The organism is Niabella sp. CPT15-335-S11 (assembly GCF_058792415.1).
Map to the genome: position 1 here is coordinate 381,637 of NZ_JBYTEI010000001.1, position 24,907 is coordinate 406,543.

Below are 24,907 nucleotides of genomic sequence, written 5' to 3' on the forward strand. Positions count from 1 at the left end.
CGGGTCTGGCTTTTTGGGTATGCTGGAAAATGATCTGACGAGGGTAATTGATCCAACCTTTAGTTCCCGCAAACTCTTGTTGAGTCAGGGTTACGGGGATGCAATGAACAAACTGCCCGCGCAGTCGCACAGGTTGTTGATACCAACGTTTTTTGCAAATTCAGGAGTTAACTGACAGTTTGTTTGCTGAAGCTTTCCGGACATTTCAGTAATTCACAGATATCTCAGAAGTATGGCGCTTAAAGTTATTGAATACGGAACATCCGAATATCATCAAATGGTCAATTTGAGGGATGAGATCCTTCGGCACCCGCTTGGGCTGAAGATCACGGAAGAGGATATCCGGTGTGACCGGGATAATGTGCTGATCGGAGCCTTTGATGACGACGAAATGCTGGGTTGCTGTATGCTTGAAAAGGGAACCGGCAATGAAATCTTATTGCGTCAAATGGCCGTCAAGAATGATCTTCAGGGAAAGGGTATCGGCCGCGCCCTGATGAATTTTGCTGAGAACATCGCCCGCGATCTTGGATACGGTGAAATGACCATGTATGCCCGGACGACAGTTGCAGGTTTTTATGAAAGACTGGGATACCGGATTGTCGGTAAAGAATTCATCAAACTCACTATTCCCCATGTGGTGATGCGCAAGTCGCTCCAGCCTTTAACGGCTAAGTTTTGAGATCAGCAGACTCCTGACCCGGGAAATATCCCCAGGATCTTTAAATCCATTCTTCGGCACGAGGAGAAAGGATCTGGAATCAAAATACAAATGAAAAAAATTGGGGCTTTCCTTATAGCTATGCAATGCACTATACGGCCAGCTCCTTTTGCCCTTTTCATGCTCCAGCGTAAAGTCATCCGGATCAAAATAGACCGTAAAATGATGCCTGAAAGTCTCTGACCTCCTGTAAATTACTGTTGGAAGGATGAACCATACACTGACCATCAGCGCCATCCACAACAACGCATTTATGATAAAAGCATCAGGCGAAATTTTTCCGAGAAGATAAAGTACAAGTGAGAGCAGGGCAAACACGTTTACCAGTATGATCATCAGCCGGAGCTCAATTCTGGAAATAAAATGGTAGCGCAGTGCCTGAATGACCTGCCGCTTATCGTAATCAAATTCTGCTGTCATGTTTAATCGGTTGTGAAGACAGGTTTAATAAAATACGTTCCACCCTGCCAATAGCAGATCTGCTGCTGTTTTCCGTCGACTCAACAAACAAAAATGCGAAGGGAAAACAAAGAATATTCACACTTCGCATTCAACACGCTTACCTTCAGCAGGCTATTTGTTCATCATGGACTTAGCCTCTATGCTCAGCGTAGCATGGGGAACAGCACGAAGTCTCGCTTTGTCAATCAGATTTCCAGTTACCCTGCAAATGCCGTAGGTTTTATTTTCAACCCGCATCAGCGCTTTCTCAAGGTGATCTATAAAGGTGATCTGGCGGCTTGCCAACTGGCTCAGTTGCTCTCTCTCCATACTTACACTACCGTCTTCCATGGTCATATACCGGCCCTCATCCATATCCCCTCCTTCATCGCGGCGAGTGATCAGTCCCTGAAGATAGGCCAACTCTTTTTTGGCAGCATCCAGCTTTCTGAGAATAATTTCCTTGAACTCCTGCAAGTCATTATCCGAATACCGGATAACAGATTTTGCCTTTTCTATTTTGGGTGCATCCAGAACGCTCTTGGTGAAATCGGGCTGATACTTCACTGAACTCTTAGTAGTGAGTTTTGGAACGATAACCCTGACAGGTTTTGACGTTTCTTTTTTCCTGGCAGGTTTTGCCGGATGAATTTCAACTTTCACAGCTTTTTTTGCTTTCACGGGCTCGTGTGCCACCACTTTCTTCTCTACCATCGGCTTGGGAGCAGCTCTCTTAATCTCTGCTTTTTTGACAGGTTTCACCGGTTCGACGGTATGCTTTACTGCGGGCTTTTTTTCAGCGGGCTTTTTTTCAGCGGGCTTTTTCGCCGCTACTTTGGCCACCGGTTTTGTCGCATTTTTAGGGGCAACTTTAGGCGTAATCTTTGAAACTGCTTTTACAGCAGGCTTCCCGGATTCAGATTTTGCAACCTGTTTAACCGCAGGTTTTGGGGATTTCTTTGCCGTTTCAGCTTTTTTAACTGTAGTTTTTTTTGAAGCCATGTTCTTTTACCCTTTTTTTGTTACAATCACCCTGATCTTGTTTTCATTCACCTCAATTTCTGTCCCACCTTCTTTAATAGACAGAAATTCCAGCTTGTCTGCCAGAATTTCCGTGCAAATATAATCATTAAATGCAATAAATGAGGTTTTTAGAGACTCATTTGTGTCAATTTGAACGTTTATTTTATCGGTGATCTCAAATCCGCTATCCTTTCTGATTTTCTGGATCCGGTTGACAAACTCCCTGGCATTCCCTTCCTGTTGTAACTCAGTCGTTAAGGTGATATCCAGGGCAACGGTCAGCGGTCCCCGGGAGGCTACTGTCCACCCTGGGATATCCTCACTGCTTATTTCCGTCTCTTCAGCGTTCAGGCAGATTTTCTCACCGTTTAAATCCAACTCAATCCGGCCATTTCTTTCCAGTGTCGCAATATCGGCCTGTGTGAACCCACCCAACGCGGCAGAGACCGCTTTCATTTTTGGTCCCAGTCTCTTTCCCAGCAACGCGTAATTCGGCTTGATCTTTTTCTTGATAAACCCTTCCGTATCAACCAGGTATTCGATTTGCTTCACATTTACTTCGGATTTTATCAGATCCTCCACGTATTCCAGTTGGGTCCGCATGTGGGGGTTGAGGACTGGTATGATTGCTTTCTGCAGGGGCTGCCTTACCCTGATCCCGATTTGTCCGTCGGGAAGGACTACTTTTTTCCGGAGGGAGAGGATGAGCGAAGAAGCATCCTGGGCCAGTTGCATTCTTTCTTCCAGTTCAGTGTCGATCAGGGACTTATCCGGTGCAGGGTACAGACTATGATGTACAGATTCCAGTTTATACCGGCCGGTCACCGCATTCAGGTTTCTGAAAAGGGCATCGCTGAAAAACGGGGCAACCGGAGCCATGAGGCGGCAGACGGTTTCGATACATTCATATAAGGTTTGATAAGCGGATAATTTATCCGTTTCGGCCACTTCTCCTGAACTGTTATCTTTGCTTCGCGCGGGCTTCCAGAACCGGCGTCGGCAAAGTCTTACGTACCAGTTGCTCAACTGTTCATCCACAAAATCCTCGATCATTCGCCCTGCCTGCGTGGGTTCGTAGTCGTCCATCGCCATCGTGACCTGTTTCACCAGGGTATTCAGGCACGAAAGAACCCATCGGTCAATTTCAGGTCTCTCTTCGAATGGTACTGCCGGCTCGCTGAAGGTGAAGCCATCCACATTGGCGTAGAGCGCGAAAAACTGGTAGGTATTGTACAGGGTTCCAAAGAATTTCCGCTGCACTTCCTTGATGCCTTCCATGTCAAACTTCAGGTTATCCCACGGTGAGGCATTGGTGATCAGGTACCAGCGTGTAGCATCCGCGCCAAATTTTTCGATGGTGGTGAATGGATCGACCACGTTACCCAGGCGCTTGCTCATCTTATTGCCGTTTCTGTCCAGCACCAATCCATTGCTCACCACGGTTTTGAAGGCAACGCTGTCAAAAACCAGGGTCGCGATCGCGTGCAGGGTATAAAACCAACCCCGTGTCTGATCAACACCCTCGCAAATAAAATCTGCCGGAAAGTCATGCTCAAACGGATAGTTAAAAGGCCTCGGATCGCCTTTCCTGAGTTTTTCCATATCCAGTCCCCACTGTGCATAAGGCATGGATCCGCTGTCGAACCATACATCGATCAGATCCGGCTCCCGGTACATGGGTTTGCCATCATCGCTCACCAGCACCATGTCATCCACATACGGTTTATGCAGATCCAGGATGCCATTGTGTAAATAGTGCGTATTTGCATCGCCCCCAAGCACTTCGCCTGCCTTTTTGAGTTCGGCGTTGAGTTCTTCCATAGAACCGATACATTTCATCTGTGCTCCATCTTCCGTTACCCAGATCGGAAGCGGTGTGCCCCAGAATCTGCTCCGGCTGAGATTCCAGTCGACCATATTCTCGAGCCAGTTTCCGAACCTGCCTTCGCCCGTACTTTTGGGTTTCCAATGTATCGTCCGGTTGAGTTCCACCATCCTGTCCTTCAGGGCGGTGGTTCTGATAAACCAGGCATCCAGCGGGTAATAGAGCACCGGCTTGTCTGTCCGCCAGCAATGCGGATAGCTGTGTTCGTACTTTTCTACTTTAAATGCTTTCCCTTCTTTCTTCAGCATGACGCTGATATCGACGTTCACGTCCACGTAATCTTTCTCGTCTTTGTAATCCTTTACGTACCGGCCGCTGTATTCACCCATACCCTCTATAAACTTTCCCTCGCGGTCCACCATCGTCAGAATGCCGATATTGTACTTGCTGCCTACGCGGAAGTCATCTGCGCCGAAAGCAGGCGCAGTATGAACGATACCCGTACCATCTTCGGTGGTAACGAAATCGCCCAACAGCACACGGAACGGTTTCGCGCCGGGCGTGATCTGTTCAATAACCGCGGGTGAATTAGCTTCATAAGGCATCAATTGTTCGTATTGGATCCCTTCCAGTTCCGAACCTTTGAAAGATCCCAGGATCTTCCAGGGAATTCCTTTTTCGGCGCTGGTCCTTGACTTGCTACCCATTCCAGGTTCCGTTTCCAGGCTGGCTTCGTATGCCTCAAAGTCGCCGTTCTCAGCCGCCGGTTTAAAATATTTATCAAGGAGGGCGCGGGCCAGCACCACATTTTGCGGCTGGTGTGTGTAAGGGTTGAATGTATGTACCAGCACGTATTCTATCGATCCGCCAACGGTGAGCCCCAGGTTAGATGGCAGAGTCCAGGGTGTAGTAGTCCAGGCCATAAAGGATATATTCTCCTTCGCGTCACCACTTGGTGATAATTTTGACAGTTCCTGAAACAGGAACTCGCTTTTTTGATCTCTGACAACATTGAAAAGAACGGTGGCACTCGTATCCTTTACATCTTTGTAGGTGCCGGGCTGGTTCAGCTCGTGGGAGCTGAGGCCCGTCCCTGCTGCGGGGGAATAGGGCTGGATACTGACGCTCTTATAAAGCAGCCCACGGTTGAACAACTGTTTCAACAACCACCACAGGGTCTCAATATATTCATTTTTAAAAGTTATGTAGGGGTCGTTGAGATCTACCCAATACCCCATTTTCCGGGTCAGGTCATCCCATTTATCTTTAAACCTCAGCACGGCTTCCCGGCATTTCTGGTTGTAATCTTCCACGGAGATTTTTGTCCCGATATCTTCCTTGGTTATACCCAGTTCTTTTTCCACACCCAGTTCCACAGGCAATCCATGGGTATCCCATCCCCCTTTGCGTTTTACCTGGAAACCCTGCATGGTTTTGTACCGGCAGACCAGGTCTTTCAGCGTCCTGGAAATTACATGGTGAATACCGGGCATTCCATTTGCACTGGGCGGCCCTTCGTAGAAAACAAACGGGCGGGCGCCTTCACGCAGTGTTACGCTTTTTTGAAAAGCCTGTTCCTCATCCCAATGATGAAGGATCTCCTTTTCGATCGAAGGCAGGTTTAAACCCGTAAATTCTTTATATTTCACGCTCATAATTGCCTAAAAAAGAGTGCAAAGTTAAGGAAAAATAAGGGGATGGGGTGGGATCGCCAAGCCCGAAATCGCTTCCGCGTTTCATGCGTCAGCGAAACTTAAAGTCTATATCTTTGACGATAAGACAGTATGCTATTGATCATCAAAATAATACACTCCATCCATCCGTGCAGCGGCTTTTGAAAACCCGGCCAGGCCGTGCAAGATGGAATTTTCGTAATACCCGATCCCATGAACAAATTACTTTTCCCATTCATCATTTGCCTCATACTGATGTCCTGTGGTACCAACCGTTCTGATGTTCCCGTGATTGGGTTTGTGGATGCCTTTGAGGACCACACTTTATCGCAGGCAAAAAAGGGCTTCCTGGATGCGTTGTCAGACAGCGGATTCGCTGAAAAGAATAAGTCGGTCAGGATTATCTACCGGAATGCCCAGGGAAATATTCCGACCCTGACCCAGATCGTCAAATATTTCGTGACTGAAAAAGTAAACCTGATCGCGGCCTGTCCCACGCTTTCAGCTATCACCGCGGTCCAGAACACCAAAGACATCCCCGTTTTTATGATGGTTTCGGGCACCCCCACCCTGATGAAGGTGAATGACGCAAACGGCCATCCTCCAAAAAATCTTTTTGGCGTAGGTGACAACCTCGATTATATTGACACGTCCTTTCTTCTGATACCCAAACTGATCAAACCTGCTTCAGGCCAGCTAACCGTGGGAATGATTTTCAACCAGTCTGAACCCCAGTCTGTAGAAGCGATAGAGCGGATCCGTGGCCTGGCGGCGGCAAATCAGATCCGGTTGGTTTCTTTGCCGGTCAATAGTTCTGCCGATGTGCAGCTGGTAACATCGTCGTTGTTGTCGAAAAAGATCGATGCTTTTTTTGCCAATCCCGACAACACCGTTTTCAGCTCTTTTGAAAATATTGTCCGGTCATGCAACCAGGCGAACGTGCCGATCTTTACCAGTGAAGCGGGTTTGGTAGACCGGGGGGCGGTTGCTGCTTATGGAGCCGATATTTACCGCTGGGGTTACCAGGCAGGAACGGAGGCTGCGAGATACCTGCGATCGAAATCAACAGAGGGACTGGGCTGGGAAATAGTGCAGGAAAGAAAAAAAGTATATAACCCTGATGCCGCCAGGAAATTTGCCCTGCATTTCCCTGAAGAATATCAACCCATACGCTGATGGAATTCTATTTATCTGCCCTTCAGTTATCCTTGTGCCTGGGAGCTATGGCGATGGGAATCTTCATTTCCATGAAGATTTTCAATATTCCGGATATCACTACAGACGGCAGCTATACCTTGGGTGCCGCGGTTACGGCCGTCCTGTTGGTTGGCCGGTGGCCGGTTTATCTCATCATGCCCGCCAGTATGGCTGCAGGTGCACTGGCAGGTGTGGGAACTGGGCTGATCCATACACGCCTGAAAATTGATGCCCTTCTCGCGGGAATATTGATGATGACGGCGCTGTATTCCATCAACCTGATCATCCTTGGACGCTCGAATATCCCGCTGATCCAGTTGCCGGTGATTTTTTCCTATTTTAAAGTATTTGCAACCGACCTGTACAACGACCTGCTGATGGCTTTCCTGTTGATCGGTGTTTTGGTTTTAATATTAAGGTTTGTGTTGAAGACTGATTTTGGAATCGCTATGCGGGCTACGGGCAATAGTGCCACCATGACCCGCGCGCTGGGGATCAATAACGACCGGATGAAGATCACCGGGCTGGCGATAGCAAATGCTCTCACTGCGCTCAGTGGATCGCTCGTGGCGCAATACCAGGGCTTTGCAGATATCAATATGGGAATCGGGATTGTGATTGTAGGTCTGGGTTCAGTCCTGATCGGCGATGCGTTGAGAAGCTGGCTGGGGACCGGGTCTGTGGGCATCCAGATCATCCTGGTGATCCTGGGAAGCTTCTTATTCCAGTTGGTATTGGCCGTGACATTATCCCTGGGTGTGGATCCCAATTTATTAAAGCTGGTTACCGCCCTTTTTGTATTACTGATCGTGGCCCTTCCGGTTATCAGCAAAAAAAATCTGAGATCCGTTTAAAGAAATAATGTTGGCGCCACTCTTATTAAAGTATGTTTTAACATGATCGAACTCCGGCAGATAACTAAAAATTTCAGGACGGGCGGAACCGATGAGGTGACGGCCCTAAAGGATGTCACGCTGCAAATAGAGAATGGAGAATTTGTGGTATTGGTAGGAGCAAACGGATCGGGGAAAACTACGCTGCTTAACATTATTTCCGGGGTGCACAGGCCTCAAAAAGGAAAGATTTTAATTGACGGAAGTGAGGTTACCAGACTCCCCGAATACAAAAGAGCCAGATGGATTGCCCGGGTGTTTCAGAATCCTTTTTACGGTACGGCGCCGGATCTGACGATACTCGATAATTTCAGATTAGCGGCCCTTCGCTCACAAACGAAACGGTTATCCATTGGAATAAACAGCAGGTTTAGAAAATTGGTGCAGGAAAAAATCGCAGGTCTCGATATGGGTCTTGAACATAAGCTGGATCAGCCTATCGGTCAGCTTTCCGGGGGTCAGCGACAGGCCCTCACCCTGCTGATGTGCACCATGGACAGGACCTCTGTCCTGCTGCTTGATGAGCCGACGGCGGCTTTAGATCCCAAATCGGCCCGGATCGTGCTTTCGCTGGCCGACCGGCTCATCAGGGATTTGGGGCTGACGGCACTGTTGGTGACGCATAACCTGAAAGACGCCCTGCAGTTCGGCAGCCGGCTGATTCAGATGCATGAAGGGCGTATTGAGCGCGATCTTAGCCACTCAGAAAAAGAACGATTGCAGTTGACAGATATGCTGGATTGGTTTGAATGAAATCAATTACGAATTACGGAATTATCCGATCTTCACCGAAGTCATCGTTAAAGAACCGGCAACAGCGTGATCGTTAAAGAACATCAGCGGATCTTTGTCGGTTTGCAGTCCCAGAGTATAAATAAGGGGCAGATAATGTTCAGGCGTCGGGATCGCCAGCCGGGCCTCTGCACCCAGGCCTTCATAATCCTGAAGGGCATTATGGTCGCCGGCTTTTATCAGTGATTTGAATTTTTCGTTCATAGTCAGCGCCCAGTCGTATCCGAAATCCACCTCATCCATTTTTTCCCAGGACACCATACGGAGATTATGCACCATATTACCGCTGCCAATGATCAGCACCCCCTTCTTGCGCAGGTTAAACAACTCTTTAGCCAGTTGATAATGGTAATCCGGCGCCTTCGTAAAGTCAATACTGAGCTGCACTACGGGTATATCCGCTTTAGGATACATGTGGCGGATAACCGTCCATGCACCGTGATCCAGACCCCAGTCGTGATCCAGCTCCACATGTGCAGAACGAAGCAGGGAAGCTGTCTCACCAGCCAGGGCCGGGTTCCCCGGAGCAGGGTATTGAACCTGATAAAGTTCTTTTGGGAAACCTCCAAAATCATGAATGGTCCTGGGAAAATCCATGGCTGTGACCCTGGTACCTCTGGTAAACCAGTGTGCAGATACGACCAATACTGCAGCCGGCTCGGGAATTTCCCTGCCCATCGCCGCCCATCGGCGGGAAAATTCGTTGTCTTCAATGCCATTCATTGGCGATCCATGTCCGATGAAGAGAACGGGCATCAAATAATCCCGCTCTTTCAAACCGGATGTAAATTGATTGAATGCAGAAATTGTCGTCATGTCTGTTTACCCCCTTTTGTTTTATTGATCTTAAACGGCCATCATCCCGCTGATGCTTGTACCATCGGGATGATCTCCATTCCGTTACCAGGCAACAGTAAACCGCTGACGGATATGTTTGGGATGCTCAACTTCATCCGCCAGGGCAACCGCAATATCTTCCACTGAAATTACGCTTTTTCCCTGTTCATTGAATACAGGGTTCTCCAGTCCGGTGCGGTAACTGCCTGTTCTGACGCCGGCGGTACCCTGGTTCATTTCAATAGCCGGGCTTAAAAAAGTCCATTCCAAATCCTTCTCTTTTCTCAGCTCGTCCAGGTAATCCCTGGCGCTTAGAGCGCCTGCTTTCCAGGCTTCCGGGAAATCGGGACTATCAACCAGTTGCACGCCTTCCGCCACATACAGGCTACCGGCCCCACCCACAGTGATCAGCCGTTTTACACCCGCCTTTTTGACGCCTTCCTGGATTGATTTCGATCCCTTTAAAAAATCCTGATAGATATTCGGATTATCCCAACCGGCGTTGAAGGTGCTGATCACAGCATCCTGACCTTTAACCGCCTCCGCTATCTGATCCGGTTCCATCGCATCGGCTTTTACGGGTTTAACACTGGCGTTTCCGGAAATCTTTTCTGGGTGACGGGTTATGGCTGTTACCTGATGCCCGCGGTACACAAGCTCTTTCAGTACTGCCGACCCTACAAACCCCGACGCCCCGATCAATGCTATATTCATCAATTTATATTTTTATAAGAACAATTGAAATGCAGGGTTGTTCCCCGTTTATTGTAACAGGTAATCAACCGAATATTTACCGCTGCCGCTGAGCAAAAGCAACAAGTAAGGCACCAGATACAAAATTGGCAGTTCCTTCCTGGCAAATGGATCATTACGGTGTGTATGTAAAGCTGCAACAGCCATGACCAGGATCAGCGGCACAACGGCCAGCCTGGTTGCGAAGCCCACAAGGATCATCAGGGAGCCAAGTACTTCAGCAGTAGCCGCAAGTGTCAGTGAAGTCTTAGGGCTAAGTCCCAGGGTCGGGGGAAACTGAACCGGACCGGCAGATACCAGTGGTTTCAGTTTGGGTAAACCATGCCCGAGCATGAGCGCAGCAAGGCCTACTCGGAGGATCAGCAGCGCGGCATCTATAGCCGCATCTGAAGTATAAACAGTAGTAATTCCTTTTAATAGTTCCATCGTATTGATTATTTATCTTGAGTAAATTCTCCGTCGGCTTTGATACGCACGACATCACTGATCATTGCTTCCGGAAACTTGTCGCCAAGTTGAAAGTCTGAACGCTTAATCTGGCCGGTAACTGAGAACCCTGCGGTTGTCTTCTTGTTCATGGAGTTTACCACCGATCCTCTGTAAGCCATGTCCATCGTCACTGGCTTGGTGATCCCATGCAGGCTCAGGTTTCCGGTAATTTTATATTTGTTTGTGCCAACCTTCCTGATGCCAGTGCTTTTAAACGTCAATTCGGGGTATTTTTCCACGTCAAAAAAGTCAGCACTTTTCAGGTGGTTGTTCCTGGCCTCAACCCTCGTATCGATAGAGGCTGCCTTTGCGGTCAGTTCAAATGATGCATCGCTGAAATCCGGCTTGGTCGAATTGATGGCCACATCAAAATCATTAAATGTGCCTGATACGTCGCTGATGCCCATATGTGTTACAGTGAATCCAAGCTGTGAATGCGGCGGATCGTTCTTCCAAATGGTGTTCAACGTTGTGAAAGCTGTTAGTGTAGCAACTGCTGCGGTAATTAGTAAGAATTTCTTCATTTTTTTTGTTTTATTATTTTCGATTTTTAAATAACGTAATTTATTTGAGGCACCGGTCATGCTAGGCGCAGACTCCATACTACTTAGTTTGCCGGGGTCATGTTCTGCAACATTTCTGTTCTTAATGACGTTGTCGCTTCCGGAATTGCCTCCCTGGAAAGCAAAGGTAAAACAAGGGGGACCCTATGTCCATTGCGTAAAGACAAGAAATCACGTTGATCTATGTTAAGATGGAAGCCTTCACCCGTTGCCCGCCATACGACGGCGAATCCGGCTCAGTGTTTCCGGAGTGAGCCCCATGTAAGAGGCGATCATATGTTGCGGCACACGAGCCGCAATCTGCGGGTATTGTTTTAGAAAAAACGCATACTTTTCCTCCGGACTGGCACTGTTTATAGCATGCAGCCTCTTCTGAAGGGCAACATAAGCATCTGTGATCAGTTCACGGGTGAAAGTCTCATATTTCGGGCATTTGCGGAGCAGATCCTCGTGGGCCGCTTTATTAATAAGGACAACTTCAGCGCTTTCAATAGCTTCAATAAACAGGTCCGATGGCTCGCCGGTGAGAAAACTATACAAATCTGAAATAAACCAACCCTCCATTGCGAATTGCGTCACATGCTCTACACCCTTATCATTAACAGTATAAGAGCGCAAGGCCCCTTTTTCCACGAAGGCAATCGTTCTACACACCTCACCTTCGAGCAGGAGGAAGTGTTTTTTACGCAGTTTTCTGAAAGTCAGGTGCCCGCTGATAAGTGCCTGTTCCGATTCGGAAAGCTGTATTCTCTTATTAAAATTCTGAAAATAGACATTGTACATATTGCCCCTACAAATACAAACTATAAAGGTACTTAATATTTTTGAGACCCACCCCGGGCCAACAGGAAAATCACCCCGGGAGACAGCCTCTGAAAATAAGACCTCTTGCGTGTGGGGCGATCCTTTCATTTACGCCGACCCGATTCTATGAGCGTTCAAAATTATAAAATGGATTGTAACGCGTGAGAGCAACACGATCGCTCAAAACTTTCCTTGATCACTTTCCCGATTCCCGAAAAAATACTTACATTTAACTGACCGGATTTGTGAAATTGCTGAACCGCCCAGAGGACTGATATCCGACGATAGACGAGACAACCTCAGCGACGTGAGGGAAATAATAATATGCCGGCTGAACGCCCGTATTGTAGGCCATCGACCGGAAAACTTGCTGATGAAGTATTCGCATGCAATCTTTTATAAACCGAACTATCATGTTTACGCAAACAAAGTACGCCATATCCGCGGGATTGTTCATCGGGAGTTTCCTTCTGACATTGACTTCCAGCGCGCAGCGAGAGCCGCGGCCACATGCGTTAAAGATCTCAGTCAATAATGATTTTTTTAATTTCCGGGCATCGGGCACAGACCGGTACTTTACCAACGGAGTCCGGCTGGATTACTATTATTCCGGAAAGAAATCAAAAAAGAAATTCCCGGATAACTTGCTGCCCTCCTATCAGGATGAGAATACTGACAATAGCTACGGCTGGGGGCTGGCCCAGTTCATGTTTACACCCAGCGATATTTCGATTCCTGATATCCAATACAACGACCGTCCCTATGCCGGCGCCCTATATGCCATCCACTCTCTTACGTCAATCAGACCCGACAGAAAAGAAAAACTGGAGACTGAAATTTACCTGGGCGTATTGGGTCCTATGAGTCTGGCCGGCGAGACCCAGAAATGGATACATAAAAAATTAAACTATACGATCCCGCAGGGGTGGAGCCACCAGATCCCTAATGATCTTATCCTGAACTATAATATTTCAGTCGAAAAACAACTAATCAATCCTTCGCCCGCCTTTTCCGTTTCTGGATTGGTGGAGAGCTTTAGCGGAACGCTGTATAACGCGGCAGGGTTAGGTTTCACCATCAAAGCTGGCAGGATGAATGATGCGTTCGACATCCAGCCTCTTTCGTCAAATGTACCCAAAAAGAAGACAAGGGTATTCATCTTTATACGACCCACCGGCCGCATAGTACTCAGTAATGCTATCCTGGAGGGAGGCCTGATCACCAAGATCATTGCCAGTCAAAAAGGATACATGTTAGAAAAAGATCAGATCGAAAGACTTACTCTTCTTTATGATACCGGCCTAGTTATCGGAACGGACAAGTTCTCTTTTATTATCTCACAGCAATTACGCACCGCTGAATTTAAGGGTCAGCGAAATCATGAAATCGGGCACCTGGTTGTTCAATTCAGGTTGTGATCATTGCTTCGCCGGAATGAAACTCCCCCACTTTCCCTTCGGTCCCATCGCAAGGGAGTTTTACAATCCCCATGTCAGACATGAACGTGACTCGTTTTAAGTCAGCAACAGCGCAGTTGCATCCTGACCTTTGCTCCCACCCGCATAAGCGGCATTGTACCTGGTCTTAGTTCAGAGCGATATCCCCAAAATAATCCTCGCCTCTGCACGCTCATGTTCATCCAGTACCTTATTGAAAGGTGCCGTGGCGGTCTTTCGCAGGTTGGTCCATTGGGGTAGATAGTTTGCTATAATAAACCAACGTTCAGTTCGGTAGTTGATCGTAGGACCACCAAAAAGGACCGAGTGTTCCCAGCCATTGTCTTTTGTTATTTCGTTGTGGTTACGCAATTCTATCCCTGCACCCAGGCTGTTGCTGAAATTGTATAAATACCCCAGGTCAAATTCAACCGGCATTTCAAATCCCCTGGAATCGACCTTTCTGTTCTTCCAGCCAAATTCTTTTTCGTATTCATATACGGCGTTGAAAGCAACCAGGTGTTTGTCGATTTGTTTGTCCAGGATAAGCTTCGTTTCAAGTTCCATTTCATCGCCACCCTTTAAACCCCATTCTCCATATAGCGCCACACCAACTTTATTGATGGAGGGATCAGCGAGCTTCACTTTCCATTCATTACTGAAGCCTATTTCATTTGAAGTCGTCGTTCCATCAGCGCCTTCGCTAAAACGTTTTTGGAACCGATTGAAATAAAAGGCGGTCTGAACGTTTCCGCCAAGTCCCAATTCAACCTCAGCGCGCTGATCCTGCGCGTGGAAAAACTGATCCTTGTGCCCAAACCGGGATGTGTGCCAGAGTTCCACGTCGATCGATCCCTTAGCCAATACATTAGACGTATAAGTCCGGGCAAAAAATCTGTCCTGAGCTCTACCAGCCAGGAGACTAAAAGAACATATAATTAATAGTAATACTTTTTTCATTGTTGGTTTATTTTGATTTAGAAAGCTAATATTAGAATCTCGGGGATACAGTTCAACTGATCCTGAAATCCGCGGCAAATTTCAGGCAGGACATCGGTTGATGGCTTCCGAAATTGGAAATTACTAGTTACGAGATCGGGAATTTTATTGGCGGAGACCGGATCTCTCTCCGGAATACCAGCTCAAAAACACAGTTGGCAAGTGCTGATTGGTCAGCGTTTTATACGGGCAGTAGAATTTGTTTAATCGATTAGCCAGTCAGTTTTTTCAGACCCTATTAGCGATTCGACCCAGAAAGACCCGGCTCAGTTATTTCGATATAAATCAATCTATACCGGGATTACACCTCGTCTTAAGGCTGGCCACATTTAAGAATTCGAAATTTGGGAGCTTCATCCAACCACTTCTCCGCTTAATCGCGCTCACCATTAGGGTCTCTCTTAAGCCCGAGTTGTTTTAAACCCTTTCCATGCTCCCCGAAATATTGGGTGGGAAATGGCTTATCGCCGTGTACTGTTGACCAGACATACTGACTAAACATCAGTGCATCCCGGTCGATCAGATCGGGTTTAGAGAAATCCATCTTCTCCGTCAGCGGCGCCAGCCTGGATGTGGTTTTGGACAACATCTTATTGCGTGGAGGGTTCATCTCATTGATGGGTACCGCGGGTTGCAGCGTGGTGTAAGTACGAAAATCTGGAACGTCGGTAAAGCAATCAGTCATAACAGGAGCCATCGCTACCAACTGGTTCATGGGTTGTACGCCAAAGATCCGGCAGATGGTATGCAACACGGAAGACTGGTTATAGAACTTGCTGATCACGGTATCCCGCTTTACATAAGGGCCCGCAACGAGGCACAGGGATCTCTTTCCGTCCACATGGTCGGTGCCCGACTGGGGATCATCCTCATTGATAAATACAGCCATATCTTTCCAAAAGGCACTCTTCGACAGCGCCTCCAGGATGCGACCCATCGCGAGATCATTATCCGCAACATAAGCTCTTGGCGTTGGGCTGTCCACGCTGTAGCCGCTGGTATGATCGTTAGGCAGGTAAATGATCATAAACTCCGGAAGTGAACCTTTTGCTTCATATTCGCGGAGTGCGTTTAGGAATGCATCGGCCCTGATCTGATCCGGAATATTCATATTCCATCCAGGGTACCGCAGATCACTGTAATTTTTAAGGGAACCCATATTGTACACGCACTTGAACTGTGCCGAGTCATTTTTATTCTTCCATGAGTTATAAAAATCCGTCCAGGTCTTTCCTTTGACAATTTCTGCAAGATCTGTCTCGCCGAAGTTCCTGAATGAAATTCCTTTGCGGAGCAAGTGATCCCAGATAAAACCGCAACCTGCATAGGATAGCGGGTCTGTGCCGAAATCATAAGCACAGTGTCCATTTGAAAAATCTTTTTCGTGGTAGGGCGTTGTAATTCCCTGGATCGCCCACTGATGCCCATCGCTCGAGTTTACGCCGTTGCAGTAATAGTTATCAAGCAATACAAATTGCCTGGCAAGGGCGTGGGTATTAGGTGTAATGCCTTCTCCAAATTCCACCAGACCGGGATCGCCGTTACCCCTCCTCAATGCCCCCAGTACCTGGTCATACTTCTTATTCTCTTTAATAATATATACCACATGTTTTATAGCAGAAGGTGCACCCACATGTTCGGGTATTGCCTTCGGCTTCATATTTGAACCGGCTTCAGCCTGTGCCCGTAAAATTTCAATTAAATGAAATCCTTTGCGGGCATCACTGGTATATTTTTCTGACTCCCCGCTGTTTTGCGGGATGGCCACTTTCTGCAATCCACCTTTCTGAGGCGTAACATTTCCAATATAGAGGTATTTTTCATCTGCACGAATGGCACCGGGGAATCCGCCTGCCGCAATAAATCCGTAGGGCCCTTCCTGCGGTTTATTGGGGTTGATCAACGCCACCGCGTTATTCCCCGCGTTTGCTGCAAATAGGATCTTTCCGTCCTGGCTGAACGACAAAGCGCTTGTCAGGCTTCCGTAAGGTAATTGTTTCTCAGGTTTTGTATGAATGGTCTCTATAGTCTTCAGGGTCTTCGCGTCTATCACGCTGATCCGGTCTCCGCTTTCATCAACGACATAGACAAATTTTCCGTCGGCAGACAGACTCATCGATTCAGGATGGATGCCTGTCTTGAGTTCCGCAGTTACTTTCCTCGCTTGTAAATCAATTACCGATACGGATCCGCGCAATGCAACGGAACGTTCGTCTACGGCGACTGCTGTACCTGCAGACTTTTCTGTCCTATCACCGGGACGGGGATGCGGCCCTCCGAAATTGCTGACAAATGCCTTTTTGTTATCCGGACTGATGACGATCGCGTAAGGGCATACACCTACATCGACGGTCTTCATCAGTTTTCCTGCGTGCAGATCTACGAAGGCTATCTGGTTAGTGACCGCCAACGACACCAGGGCTGTATTCCCGGTCAACGCGATACCCAGGGGGTTCACGTCTTTTGAATCTGAAAGCGCTATTTTCTTTAACAGTGTGTAAGCTCCATCCTGCCTGATCCTGGCCAGGTACAGGTTTTTCCTTAACCCAGAAAACAAGATCGTTGAGTCGTCGCTAGCAACGGTCAAACCATTCATGGATCCGATCTCTTTAGGATCGGGGTAGCTATTATGGCTGATCACCCTGAAATCCCTAGCATTGACAATGGAGATATGCCGGTTTGTTTTCACTACCAGCAGATTTTTTCCATGTACAAATTCGAGGTTCATTATCCGGTCGCCCTTCATGAGTTCCAGGCTCTGACCGGCAGGCATGATCAACTGACCATGCGCGGAGAGTTTATCTCCGACGCGCCAGCGCGTCCAGTCATCCGAGTTGACTCCGGCCTGCTGCGCAGAAACGGCCAGCGTGTTGCCTATACTGAATATCAGCAAAAAGAACTTAATAGAATAATGCAATTTCATTTTCATGGAATCCTTAATTTACCTGCCAATTTAATCACTTATTATTCCCAGCCAAATATCTGCTTTAAGTTTGGATTCAGATCAGTTTGGGATTTAGGTATCGGGCGGTAATAATATTTCGGTTCTACAAAGCTACCCACATTTTGAACTACCTGGATGGCGCCCGAATTTCCGCTTGCCAGGAATACTGAAACGTCCTGACCAAACACACCCACCCGGTAATATCTCAGGTCTACGCCCAGACTATTCTTTTCTTTTACATCGGGAATCGATTCAGTTTGGGGGATCAGCATAATATCCGGAACACCATCACCTGTAAGGTCAAACTTCCCTAATCCGCTGAAGTAAATCCCTTCGGGCCGCTTTTCCAGCAGCTTGCCGGCTTTCCATCTCATCAGGTCATCCAACCTGAAGCCTTCAAATGCCAATTCCACGCGCCGCTCACGTCTTATCTCCAGGAGTACATTTTTATTCGCTGCGGTAACGTTGGGGTATTTGGCCGCTGCCCATGGATCCAACGGGACGTCGAGCATGAGCCTGGGCATTGCCACCCTGTCTCTTAGTTTATTGATGCTTTTATTAAGATCGTCCTGCGTAATCGTGCCCAATTCTGCTTTTGCTTCGGCATAGATCAGCAGGATCTCGGCAAACCGGATCAGCGGAACGTCCATATTATAACGGGTAGCCTGATCCTTGTAATTATAGAATCCTTTAATCTGATGATATCCCGAAAAATTCTTGGCGAGCTGCTGAATGTACACGCCGCCTCCCTGCGAATAGGTGCTGGTGTAATTGAGTACCCAACCCGGATAAGCATAACTTTGAGAAAGCCTTGGATCGCGATTTTGAAATTCTGACACAAAGCCGTTGGTTTGATAGTCAGGCTGGCTACTGTAGTAGGAACCATCTTTCATCAGATAGGCCTGCACCAGATCGCGTAGCGGGCTGTATTCATAGTTCCCGAACATCCCGGGCCAATCGGAAGCGTTGACAACGTTGTACTCATAATATCTGGCAAAAATAATTTCAGGATTGGTCTCCAGTTTCTGCGTCACAAACAGGTTGTAATAATCTTCATTGGGTTTACCGGTTGAATAGATTGAGTACCCGCCCTTGTCCATGATATCCTGCGATAATGAAGCTGCTTTCGCCAGAAAATTATTAGCCGTATTCTGGAGGTTTAGTTCGCTGTGGTATTTTCTGAAGGTACCCTCGTACAGTGCAAATCTCGCGTATTCTGCTTTTATGATCCATCTGTTTACAGCGCCTGTCTTTGATTTTTCATCGACGTTGCTGATCGCGAAATCCAAATCTTCCTGAATTTTACCAACGACCATATCTCTTTTATCTCTGCCCGCAAACAAAAGCTTCTCATTGCTGGTAGTGATCACTTCGCTGATCCAGGGAACATCAGAATATCTTTTCACTTTTTCAATATAGAACCTGGCTCTGAAATACCTGGCGAGTCCTTCATAATGCTTTAACCGTTCATCTGAAATTTTTGCTTTTTTGAAATTCTCGAGAAAGTAGTTCACTTTCCGCAATTGGCTCCAGTTCCATCCGCCTGTAATGGTGGTTGAATTTGGTGAAGTGATCATCATGGTTCGAACCTCCGTGTTGGAGGTAATTGTACCATTGTCGGTACCGGCATCACCGATGTATCCGTCCGTACTGAAATTGTACAGATCCTGGATAAACAGGTTCAGATCTTCTTCCGTATTGAAAAAATATTCCTTGCTGATGCTGGTTTCAGGAAACCGGTCGAGATAGGATTTGCTGCATCCGGTTACGGCGACAATAGCTGCAACCCAGCAAATAAATGTATATTGTTTTAGTCTCATGCGAATCAGTTTAAAATGTGAGGTTTATACCAAATGAGTAAGTTCGCTGGAACGGGTACCCCATTCCATTTCCGCTTCTTGGGGATCCGGACGTCGGGTCGTTAAATATGTTGAGGTTCACCGACTCCGGATCGAAGTACTTCTTTAAAGGTGACCACTCGGTGATATTTTCCCCGCTGAAGAAAACGCGCAGCATCGATAGTTTGATTTTTGATACCAGAGACTGCGGCAGCGTGTATCCAATAGTGAGGTTTTTCAATCGCAGGTAAGCGGCGTTCAGCATATACCCCGTTTGCGGGATAGCCAGACCCTCTGCGTTATCGATACGCGTACCCAGATTACGGTCGGCCAGCCAGGACTGCAGAATCGGGAATTTTGAATTCAGGTTCTGATTGGCGAGGCCCGCTTCAATGTAGGATTTAGAATGTTTTGCCATATCAACCGGACCGTCTGTCGTTGGCCTGTAGAAATCAAGCAGATGCTTGTAAGTGCCTCCGTATGGCTGTTGGTAATGTCCCCAGTACAGGTAGTCCAGCGGGTAATAATCCCTTTTACCCACGCCCTGAAAAAACGCTCTCAGATCGAATCCATTCCATCCCAGGTTGATATCTGCACCATATCGGTACCTGGGGTTTGAGTTACCGATGATACTCAGATCCTTTGTGTCTCCCAGGACATAACCTTTTTCAATTTTTCCGTTATTATCCCTGTCGATGTACTTCGGCCATCCCGGCACGATCTGAAGTGCACCCCATGGAATGATCGCCGTTTCGTCAAGCGCCTTGATCTCTTTCTCATCTTTAAACAAACCATTGCTGGTCAGGCCCCAGATCTCTCCCAATTCCATTCCTTCGTAATATTGGAGGATACTTTTGTTGGGGTTATCAAACCGGGTAATCCATGATCTCGCGTCAGACAGCATCAGGCTTACGCCCACTGTGAAGGGTTTTGATGCTACAGTAAACTGATCGTTATAATTCAGGCTGAGCTCCCATCCTTTGGTTTTCAGGTCGGCTGCATTTTCTTTAGGCTCTCTGGCTCCGAGTACGCCAGGAAGTTGTTTGCCCAGGGTTAGCATATCCAGGGTATTCCTGCGGTAGATATCAAAACTACCGCTAAACTTATTATCGAGTATACCAAAGTCAAGCCCGAAGTTCAGGGTATTGACCCGCTCCCAGGAATAATTATCTGAAACCAGTCCGGGTGCCCCGATAGCATAGGGACGCTGGCCACCGATCAGGTAGGACGACTGGTACATGGCCATGGTGGGGATGTATCCATAGTTGGACACACTTTGATTACCGAGGGATCCGTAGGAGACCCTCAGTTTCAAATCACTGATCTGTTTGACATTTGCCAGGAATTTTTCCTGATCAAGTTTCCAGGCTGCAGAAGCCGAAGGAAAGAACCCGTATCGTTTGGATGACGGAAACCTGGATGATCCATCGTAACGCCCGTTGAACTCAAGGATGTACTTCCTGTCGAATATATAATTCAGCCGGTAGAAAGTTCCGATAATTGCGTAAGAGCTGATATTTGCATTTGTGAAACTCTCTCCTGTCGCTAGCCCCAGGGTTGGGAACGAGCTTGAAACCAGATTGTTCTTTCTGGCGTCAAAATCTTCAAAGCGATAATCTTCCATGCTGTAACCCAGGATTGCGCTCAGGTCGTGCTTGTTAAATTTCTTGGCGATTGTAGAGTAGACGTTAAACAGATTGAAATATTCAAACCCGCCGTATGCGTATGCGTTGCTGTTTCCTTCTTCCCTCACATCTTTCGGTCCGTAGCCGATACGGTATTTGGTCAGATACGATTTATAATTTTCACTACTGCGTTTGAGGGTATAGTCGGCATTGATTTTCAAAATATTTTTGAAGAAGTTCATCTCACCGGAAAATGTCGATTGAATACCCATGACCTTGTCTGTTACTCGTCCGCCGTCTACAATACCTGCCGCCAGGCGCCCGACCGTTGTGTTTGCCCAGGTTCCATCGGGGTTCACGTTGTAATCGGTAGGAAACAGGTTATAGGTGGTAAAGAGATCGAACCTGGCAGGACGCTCTCTTCGTGTATTAGAAACAAACGTATTATTGCCAATCTTTAACCAATTCCTGACTTTATAATTGATCTTAGTTCGGAAACCGAATTTATCAAACTCATCCTTAGCCAGCGCCAGGGGGCTCTTCTGATTATTATATCCGGCACTCAGGTAATAGTTTGCCCGGTTATCGGTTGATTTCCCGCTCAGTGAGAGATCATGATTTTGTGTTAAGAACCCATCTTTGAGAAAATACTTTGTCCAGTCGCGATTACCCATGTACTCCCACATGTCTTGGTTTGTAAGGTCAACGCGCACTCCGGGGATCGAAGGGTCATCTGAACGTTCCTTAGCATATTTATAAAACTGATCTGAGTAATTTACATTATCCCAGGGCGTGTTGTTCGTAGAGGTTTCCAGTAATCTTGAAAATATATAGGGATCAATAATTTTATCCGGGACGATTGTCTGTTTGTTAAGGCTCAGGTTATTGCTGTAATTGACAACTACCCGGTTTTGCGTTCCTGTCTTGGTTGTGAGCAGGATCACACCGAATGACGCCCTTGCTCCGTAAATGGCTGCTGCGGAGGCATCTTTGATCACGCTGATATCGGCAATATCCTGCGTCGCAATCCGATTTAGTTCGGCAGGAGACGTTGGTACTCCATCGACCAGTATAAGTGGAGCTCCACCATTGATGCTGGTGATTCCACGAATATTAATCGCGGCAGCTTCACCCGGCGCGCCTGAATTGAATTGTATATTGAGGTTTGGTATGATACCCTGAAGTCCCTGCGCCACATTGGCTACTGGCCTGTCCTTCAGTACTTTTTCATCCACGTGCGCGATGGCGCCGGAAAGATTTTCTTTTCGTTGGGTTCCATATCCCACTACGACTACTTCATCCAGTGAGGAGTAATTTTCGTCCATCACCACATTCACAACCGACCGTCCTGAAGTTGGAACTTCGAGCTCTTTATAGCCTGTGGCTGAAAACTGAATCAGGTTGTTGGCGTGTTCAATAATGAGTTCATAATATCCCATCGAATCCGAGAGTGTACCTCTCTCAGTATTCTTCTCGCGGACATTTACGTTAGGAATTCCTTTCCCGTTCTTATCGATAATAGTACCAGATATCTTCTGAGAGTAACCGGATATATACGCACCGATACATAGAACAACTAAGCAAAAAACTTTTCTCATGTTTGCAATTTGCTGCGAAAGAAAAGAAAACTTGTTACCAAATCCTTAACGGGTCATTACGTAATCGTTAACATACGGCATTTAAATATATTTATTATTTGAATACGTTCAATTCGTTGAAGAGCATCTTCCATCATCAGGTTAAAATAAAGACACGAAAAAAAACTAATAGGTTCTTCGAACTCGATTTTATTTTTTCAATTAACATACAAGGGGTTATTGGCAAGGTTAATTTTTTTTGAAATATGTGGATATGCGCGTATATTTGAGTTATAGCTCATTGCAAAACTATCCATAAGAAATAACGGTTTGAGCGACCTTAAAAAACTCACAAACAAACGTTATGGCAATAGTTAAAGTCGTTGAAGTTATTGCTTCTTCAGAAAAAAGCATAGAGGGCGCTATTGAATCTGCAGTTGCAGAAGTTTCAAAAACCATCCGCAATATAGATTCGGTGTATGTGAAGGACATTAAAGCCCACGTTAAAGACGGGAAGGTTTCTACCTATGGGTGCATTTGTCAAATTTCATTTCGAGTAGAATCCGTTTAAATAAAATTAGTTGTTGGGAATAGGGCTATTGTTCTGACCTTTTACGACCATATTCCAAACTTTAATAGCAAGTTTCGCTACCTGGGGCGATTACGACTGAGGCTCTTCCCATCTTAAAAGTATTTCTTCTGAAAAAATCTGCCAGCCACCCATCTTTCCGATCAAATTGACTACAATTCGAAATGCGATTTTTAGGCGACTGCTGCCTTTGGGTGTATGATTTGACAGAATTTTGCCGCAGGTTATTTTGTTTCTGGCGAGGGGGCGAAGCCATGAAGTAATTTGCCCGGCAGTTTCAAATTTCCTGATTCCTTCAAACCTATTTGGTATCTTCAACATCTTTTTTTTAATCGCCTTTTGCTACTGGCCTGAGGTATTTTGAATACCACACATACACAAAGCCGCGAACATTAGCGGTCATTGTCGAACTACAATCACAAAAGAATGATAACGATAGACAATTACTTAGACAGTCATTACATAAACCGGAGCAACTGGTTGAGGGCTGCAGTGTTGGGGGCAAATGATGGTATAATCTCTATCTCCAGCCTTGCAATTGGCGTAGCGACGGCACAATCAGACAGACAACCTATTTTATTGGCGACCGTTGCAGCACTTGTTGCCGGCGCTTTGTCTATGGCTGCCGGAGAGTATGTTTCTGTTAGTTCTCAATCGGATATTGAAAATGCCGACATTGAGCGAGAAAGACAAGAACTTAAAGAAATGCCCGAGAATGAATTGAAAATATTGGGCGAGATCTTTGAGAGAAGGGGTTTAAAAAAAGAGACGGCATTGCAGGAATTGTTGAAGGCATCCAGGGCAGAAAATCATCCTGAAGCAACTTTATTTGCAGAGCAACTTATGGATCACGCCAGAATGGAGGAGGTCGTTTCTTACCCGACAGCAATATTGATTGGGGAATATTTAAAGCTGAAGCTGAAATAAATATCACGCTTCACATAAATCACTAAAACAACGGGGTGTTAATTTCGGCTTGGTAATATGGTGGATCGCCAATTATTTATTGCCCTTTAAGTTTTTAAGTTGTCTAACATCCTCCAGGTCTTTATTTCGCCCTAGCGCCTCTTTGTCCATGATAAGGTCCGGGTAACCTATCACATTTATTTCTATATCTTCAAATTTGATGATATCTCTTCTTTTATAAGCATCCATGAATTTTACAGACGCCTTAATTTGCGGGATAAGATCTAAAGAAAAATCATCAAATTTCAGTTTAAAAAATGAAGAAAGCGGGTTTGGGCTTTTTTCACTTTTATATTCAGAAACGTCATAACCCAACTCTTCTATAACCCCAATGAGCTTAAAGTAATTTTGGAAGGAGGGATTATACCAGACGTCAATATCAGGTTTCTCTGTTAACTCTTCGGAATCATTTATTGAAAGCCGGAAATACCCATTTAATGCCACCGCGGTTCCGCCCACTAATAAATACTGCACCTGGTGCTTTTGGAGCAATTTACAAACAGTTAATAGACTATCGGAAGTATTATTTGCCATTTAAAGTAGCGGCTTTGGATGCAATACCTTTACCCGTTTTGGCCATATATATCTTATTTACAAGCATCTCAAAACTGGCATGCTTTCTCAAACTCGCTTTAGTATCTGAAGCAGCTTTTTCAGCGGATTTTAGTCGTTCAAAAGTTTCATATTTTTCAATTGTTTTCATCCAGGTAAACGAGTATCTCTCTAATGCAAAGTTAATAAAAATGTCCGGAGGAAATTGATATTTGAAATTTTATATAAATCCCTTATTGCCAATGCTTATCGTAAAAAATCGTATTCCTTCAAAGGGTCGGTCCCAATAAATATAGGCAAAATAAACTCTTGTCGCATTTGTCCCCAATTTTCAAATAATTCTGCTAATGAAATTACTGTAATGTCAAAT

General features: G+C 46.3%; 21 protein-coding genes. 7 read left to right on the forward strand and 14 right to left on the reverse strand.

The window, feature by feature from the left end:
* Positions 1-232 precede the first annotated feature (232 nt).
* Entirely contained in the window at positions 233-682 is a 450-nt protein-coding gene (locus tag AC3WS5_RS01645) for a GNAT family N-acetyltransferase (RefSeq protein WP_492465450.1), read from the forward strand.
* Here AC3WS5_RS01645 and AC3WS5_RS01650 read toward each other — a convergent pair.
* From AC3WS5_RS01650 to ileS, 3 genes are all read right to left on the reverse strand, one after another.
* On the reverse strand, positions 665-1,141 hold the full coding sequence (locus AC3WS5_RS01650) for a YcxB family protein (protein ID WP_492465451.1): 477 nt from the start codon (positions 1,139-1,141) through the stop codon (positions 665-667). The two genes, AC3WS5_RS01645 and AC3WS5_RS01650, sit on opposite strands and share 18 nt — an antisense overlap.
* Before the next feature lie 153 nt (positions 1,142-1,294).
* Entirely contained in the window at positions 1,295-2,164 is an 870-nt protein-coding gene (locus AC3WS5_RS01655) for a TraR/DksA family transcriptional regulator (RefSeq protein WP_492465452.1), read from the reverse strand.
* Positions 2,165-2,170: 6 nt separating this feature from the next.
* Complete coding sequence (gene ileS, locus AC3WS5_RS01660) at positions 2,171-5,665, reverse strand: isoleucine--tRNA ligase (RefSeq protein WP_492465453.1); 3,495 nt, start codon at positions 5,663-5,665, stop codon at positions 2,171-2,173.
* A gap of 231 nt (positions 5,666-5,896) precedes the next feature.
* Here ileS and AC3WS5_RS01665 point away from each other — a divergent pair, with 231 nt between their 5' ends.
* From AC3WS5_RS01665 to AC3WS5_RS01675, 3 genes are read left to right on the forward strand one after another with little or no spacing between them, the layout of a single operon-like run.
* The gene (locus tag AC3WS5_RS01665; RefSeq protein ID WP_492465454.1) at positions 5,897-6,859 is read left to right on the forward strand and encodes an ABC transporter substrate-binding protein; all 963 of its coding nucleotides are present in this window, start codon (positions 5,897-5,899) and stop codon (positions 6,857-6,859) included.
* Positions 6,859-7,734: an ABC transporter permease gene (locus AC3WS5_RS01670; protein WP_492465455.1), complete on the forward strand. Its 876-nt coding sequence runs from the start codon at positions 6,859-6,861 to the stop codon at positions 7,732-7,734. The genes AC3WS5_RS01665 and AC3WS5_RS01670 overlap by 1 nt, the downstream gene beginning before the upstream one ends.
* A 42-nt stretch (positions 7,735-7,776) precedes the next feature.
* Positions 7,777-8,526, forward strand: coding sequence for an ABC transporter ATP-binding protein (locus AC3WS5_RS01675; protein WP_492465456.1), 750 nt, complete (start codon positions 7,777-7,779; stop codon positions 8,524-8,526).
* A 21-nt stretch (positions 8,527-8,547) separates the two neighbouring features.
* Here the strand turns inward: AC3WS5_RS01675 and ygiD are convergent, their stop codons facing one another.
* The 5 genes from ygiD to AC3WS5_RS01700 form a co-directional block, all read right to left on the reverse strand.
* Positions 8,548-9,381 (reverse strand): 4,5-DOPA-extradiol-dioxygenase, encoded by an 834-nt coding sequence (ygiD, locus tag AC3WS5_RS01680; protein WP_492465457.1) that lies wholly within the window; start codon positions 9,379-9,381, stop codon positions 8,548-8,550.
* Between the two features lie 84 nt (positions 9,382-9,465).
* Positions 9,466-10,116, reverse strand: a complete 651-nt coding sequence (locus AC3WS5_RS01685) for an NAD(P)-dependent oxidoreductase (protein WP_492465458.1) — start codon at positions 10,114-10,116, stop codon at positions 9,466-9,468.
* Between the two features lie 48 nt (positions 10,117-10,164).
* Positions 10,165-10,581: a DoxX family protein gene (locus tag AC3WS5_RS01690; protein WP_492465459.1), complete on the reverse strand. Its 417-nt coding sequence runs from the start codon at positions 10,579-10,581 to the stop codon at positions 10,165-10,167.
* Between the two features lie 8 nt (positions 10,582-10,589).
* A complete protein-coding gene (locus AC3WS5_RS01695; RefSeq protein ID WP_492465460.1) occupies positions 10,590-11,168 on the reverse strand; it encodes a YceI family protein in 579 nt (192 codons plus the stop codon).
* A 240-nt stretch (positions 11,169-11,408) separates the two neighbouring features.
* Positions 11,409-11,990, reverse strand: coding sequence for a Crp/Fnr family transcriptional regulator (locus AC3WS5_RS01700; RefSeq protein ID WP_492465461.1), 582 nt, complete (start codon positions 11,988-11,990; stop codon positions 11,409-11,411).
* Between the two features lie 434 nt (positions 11,991-12,424).
* On the opposite strand from AC3WS5_RS01700, the gene AC3WS5_RS01705 reads away from it, so the two are divergent.
* Positions 12,425-13,429, forward strand: a complete 1,005-nt coding sequence (locus tag AC3WS5_RS01705) for a lipid A deacylase LpxR family protein (RefSeq protein WP_492465462.1) — start codon at positions 12,425-12,427, stop codon at positions 13,427-13,429.
* Positions 13,430-13,600: 171 nt separating this feature from the next.
* Here AC3WS5_RS01705 and AC3WS5_RS01710 read toward each other — a convergent pair whose 3' ends face one another.
* From AC3WS5_RS01710 to AC3WS5_RS01725, 4 genes are all read right to left on the reverse strand, one after another.
* Positions 13,601-14,407: a DUF6662 family protein gene (locus AC3WS5_RS01710; RefSeq protein WP_492465463.1), complete on the reverse strand. Its 807-nt coding sequence runs from the start codon at positions 14,405-14,407 to the stop codon at positions 13,601-13,603.
* A gap of 412 nt (positions 14,408-14,819) precedes the next feature.
* Positions 14,820-17,375, reverse strand: a complete 2,556-nt coding sequence (locus tag AC3WS5_RS01715; protein ID WP_492465464.1) for a bifunctional YncE family protein/alkaline phosphatase family protein — start codon at positions 17,373-17,375, stop codon at positions 14,820-14,822.
* Between the two features lie 35 nt (positions 17,376-17,410).
* On the reverse strand, positions 17,411-19,210 hold the full coding sequence (locus tag AC3WS5_RS01720) for a RagB/SusD family nutrient uptake outer membrane protein (protein ID WP_492465465.1): 1,800 nt from the start codon (positions 19,208-19,210) through the stop codon (positions 17,411-17,413).
* Positions 19,211-19,220: 10 nt separating this feature from the next.
* Positions 19,221-22,451: a SusC/RagA family TonB-linked outer membrane protein gene (locus AC3WS5_RS01725; protein ID WP_492465466.1), complete on the reverse strand. Its 3,231-nt coding sequence runs from the start codon at positions 22,449-22,451 to the stop codon at positions 19,221-19,223.
* Positions 22,452-22,794: 343 nt separating this feature from the next.
* Between AC3WS5_RS01725 and AC3WS5_RS01730 the strand changes: the two genes are divergently transcribed.
* Together AC3WS5_RS01730 and AC3WS5_RS01735 are read left to right on the forward strand one after the other, a co-directional pair.
* Complete coding sequence (locus AC3WS5_RS01730) at positions 22,795-23,001, forward strand: dodecin family protein (protein ID WP_492465467.1); 207 nt, start codon at positions 22,795-22,797, stop codon at positions 22,999-23,001.
* Positions 23,002-23,499: 498 nt separating this feature from the next.
* A complete protein-coding gene (locus AC3WS5_RS01735; RefSeq protein ID WP_492465468.1) occupies positions 23,500-23,946 on the forward strand; it encodes a VIT1/CCC1 transporter family protein in 447 nt (148 codons plus the stop codon).
* A 72-nt stretch (positions 23,947-24,018) separates the two neighbouring features.
* Here AC3WS5_RS01735 and AC3WS5_RS01740 read toward each other — a convergent pair whose 3' ends face one another.
* Positions 24,019-24,519 (reverse strand): hypothetical protein, encoded by a 501-nt coding sequence (locus AC3WS5_RS01740; RefSeq protein WP_492465469.1) that lies wholly within the window; start codon positions 24,517-24,519, stop codon positions 24,019-24,021.
* Complete coding sequence (locus AC3WS5_RS01745; RefSeq protein WP_492465470.1) at positions 24,509-24,688, reverse strand: hypothetical protein; 180 nt, start codon at positions 24,686-24,688, stop codon at positions 24,509-24,511. Before AC3WS5_RS01745 ends, AC3WS5_RS01740 begins: the two co-directional genes overlap by 11 nt.
* Between the last annotated feature and the right edge of the window lie 219 nt (positions 24,689-24,907).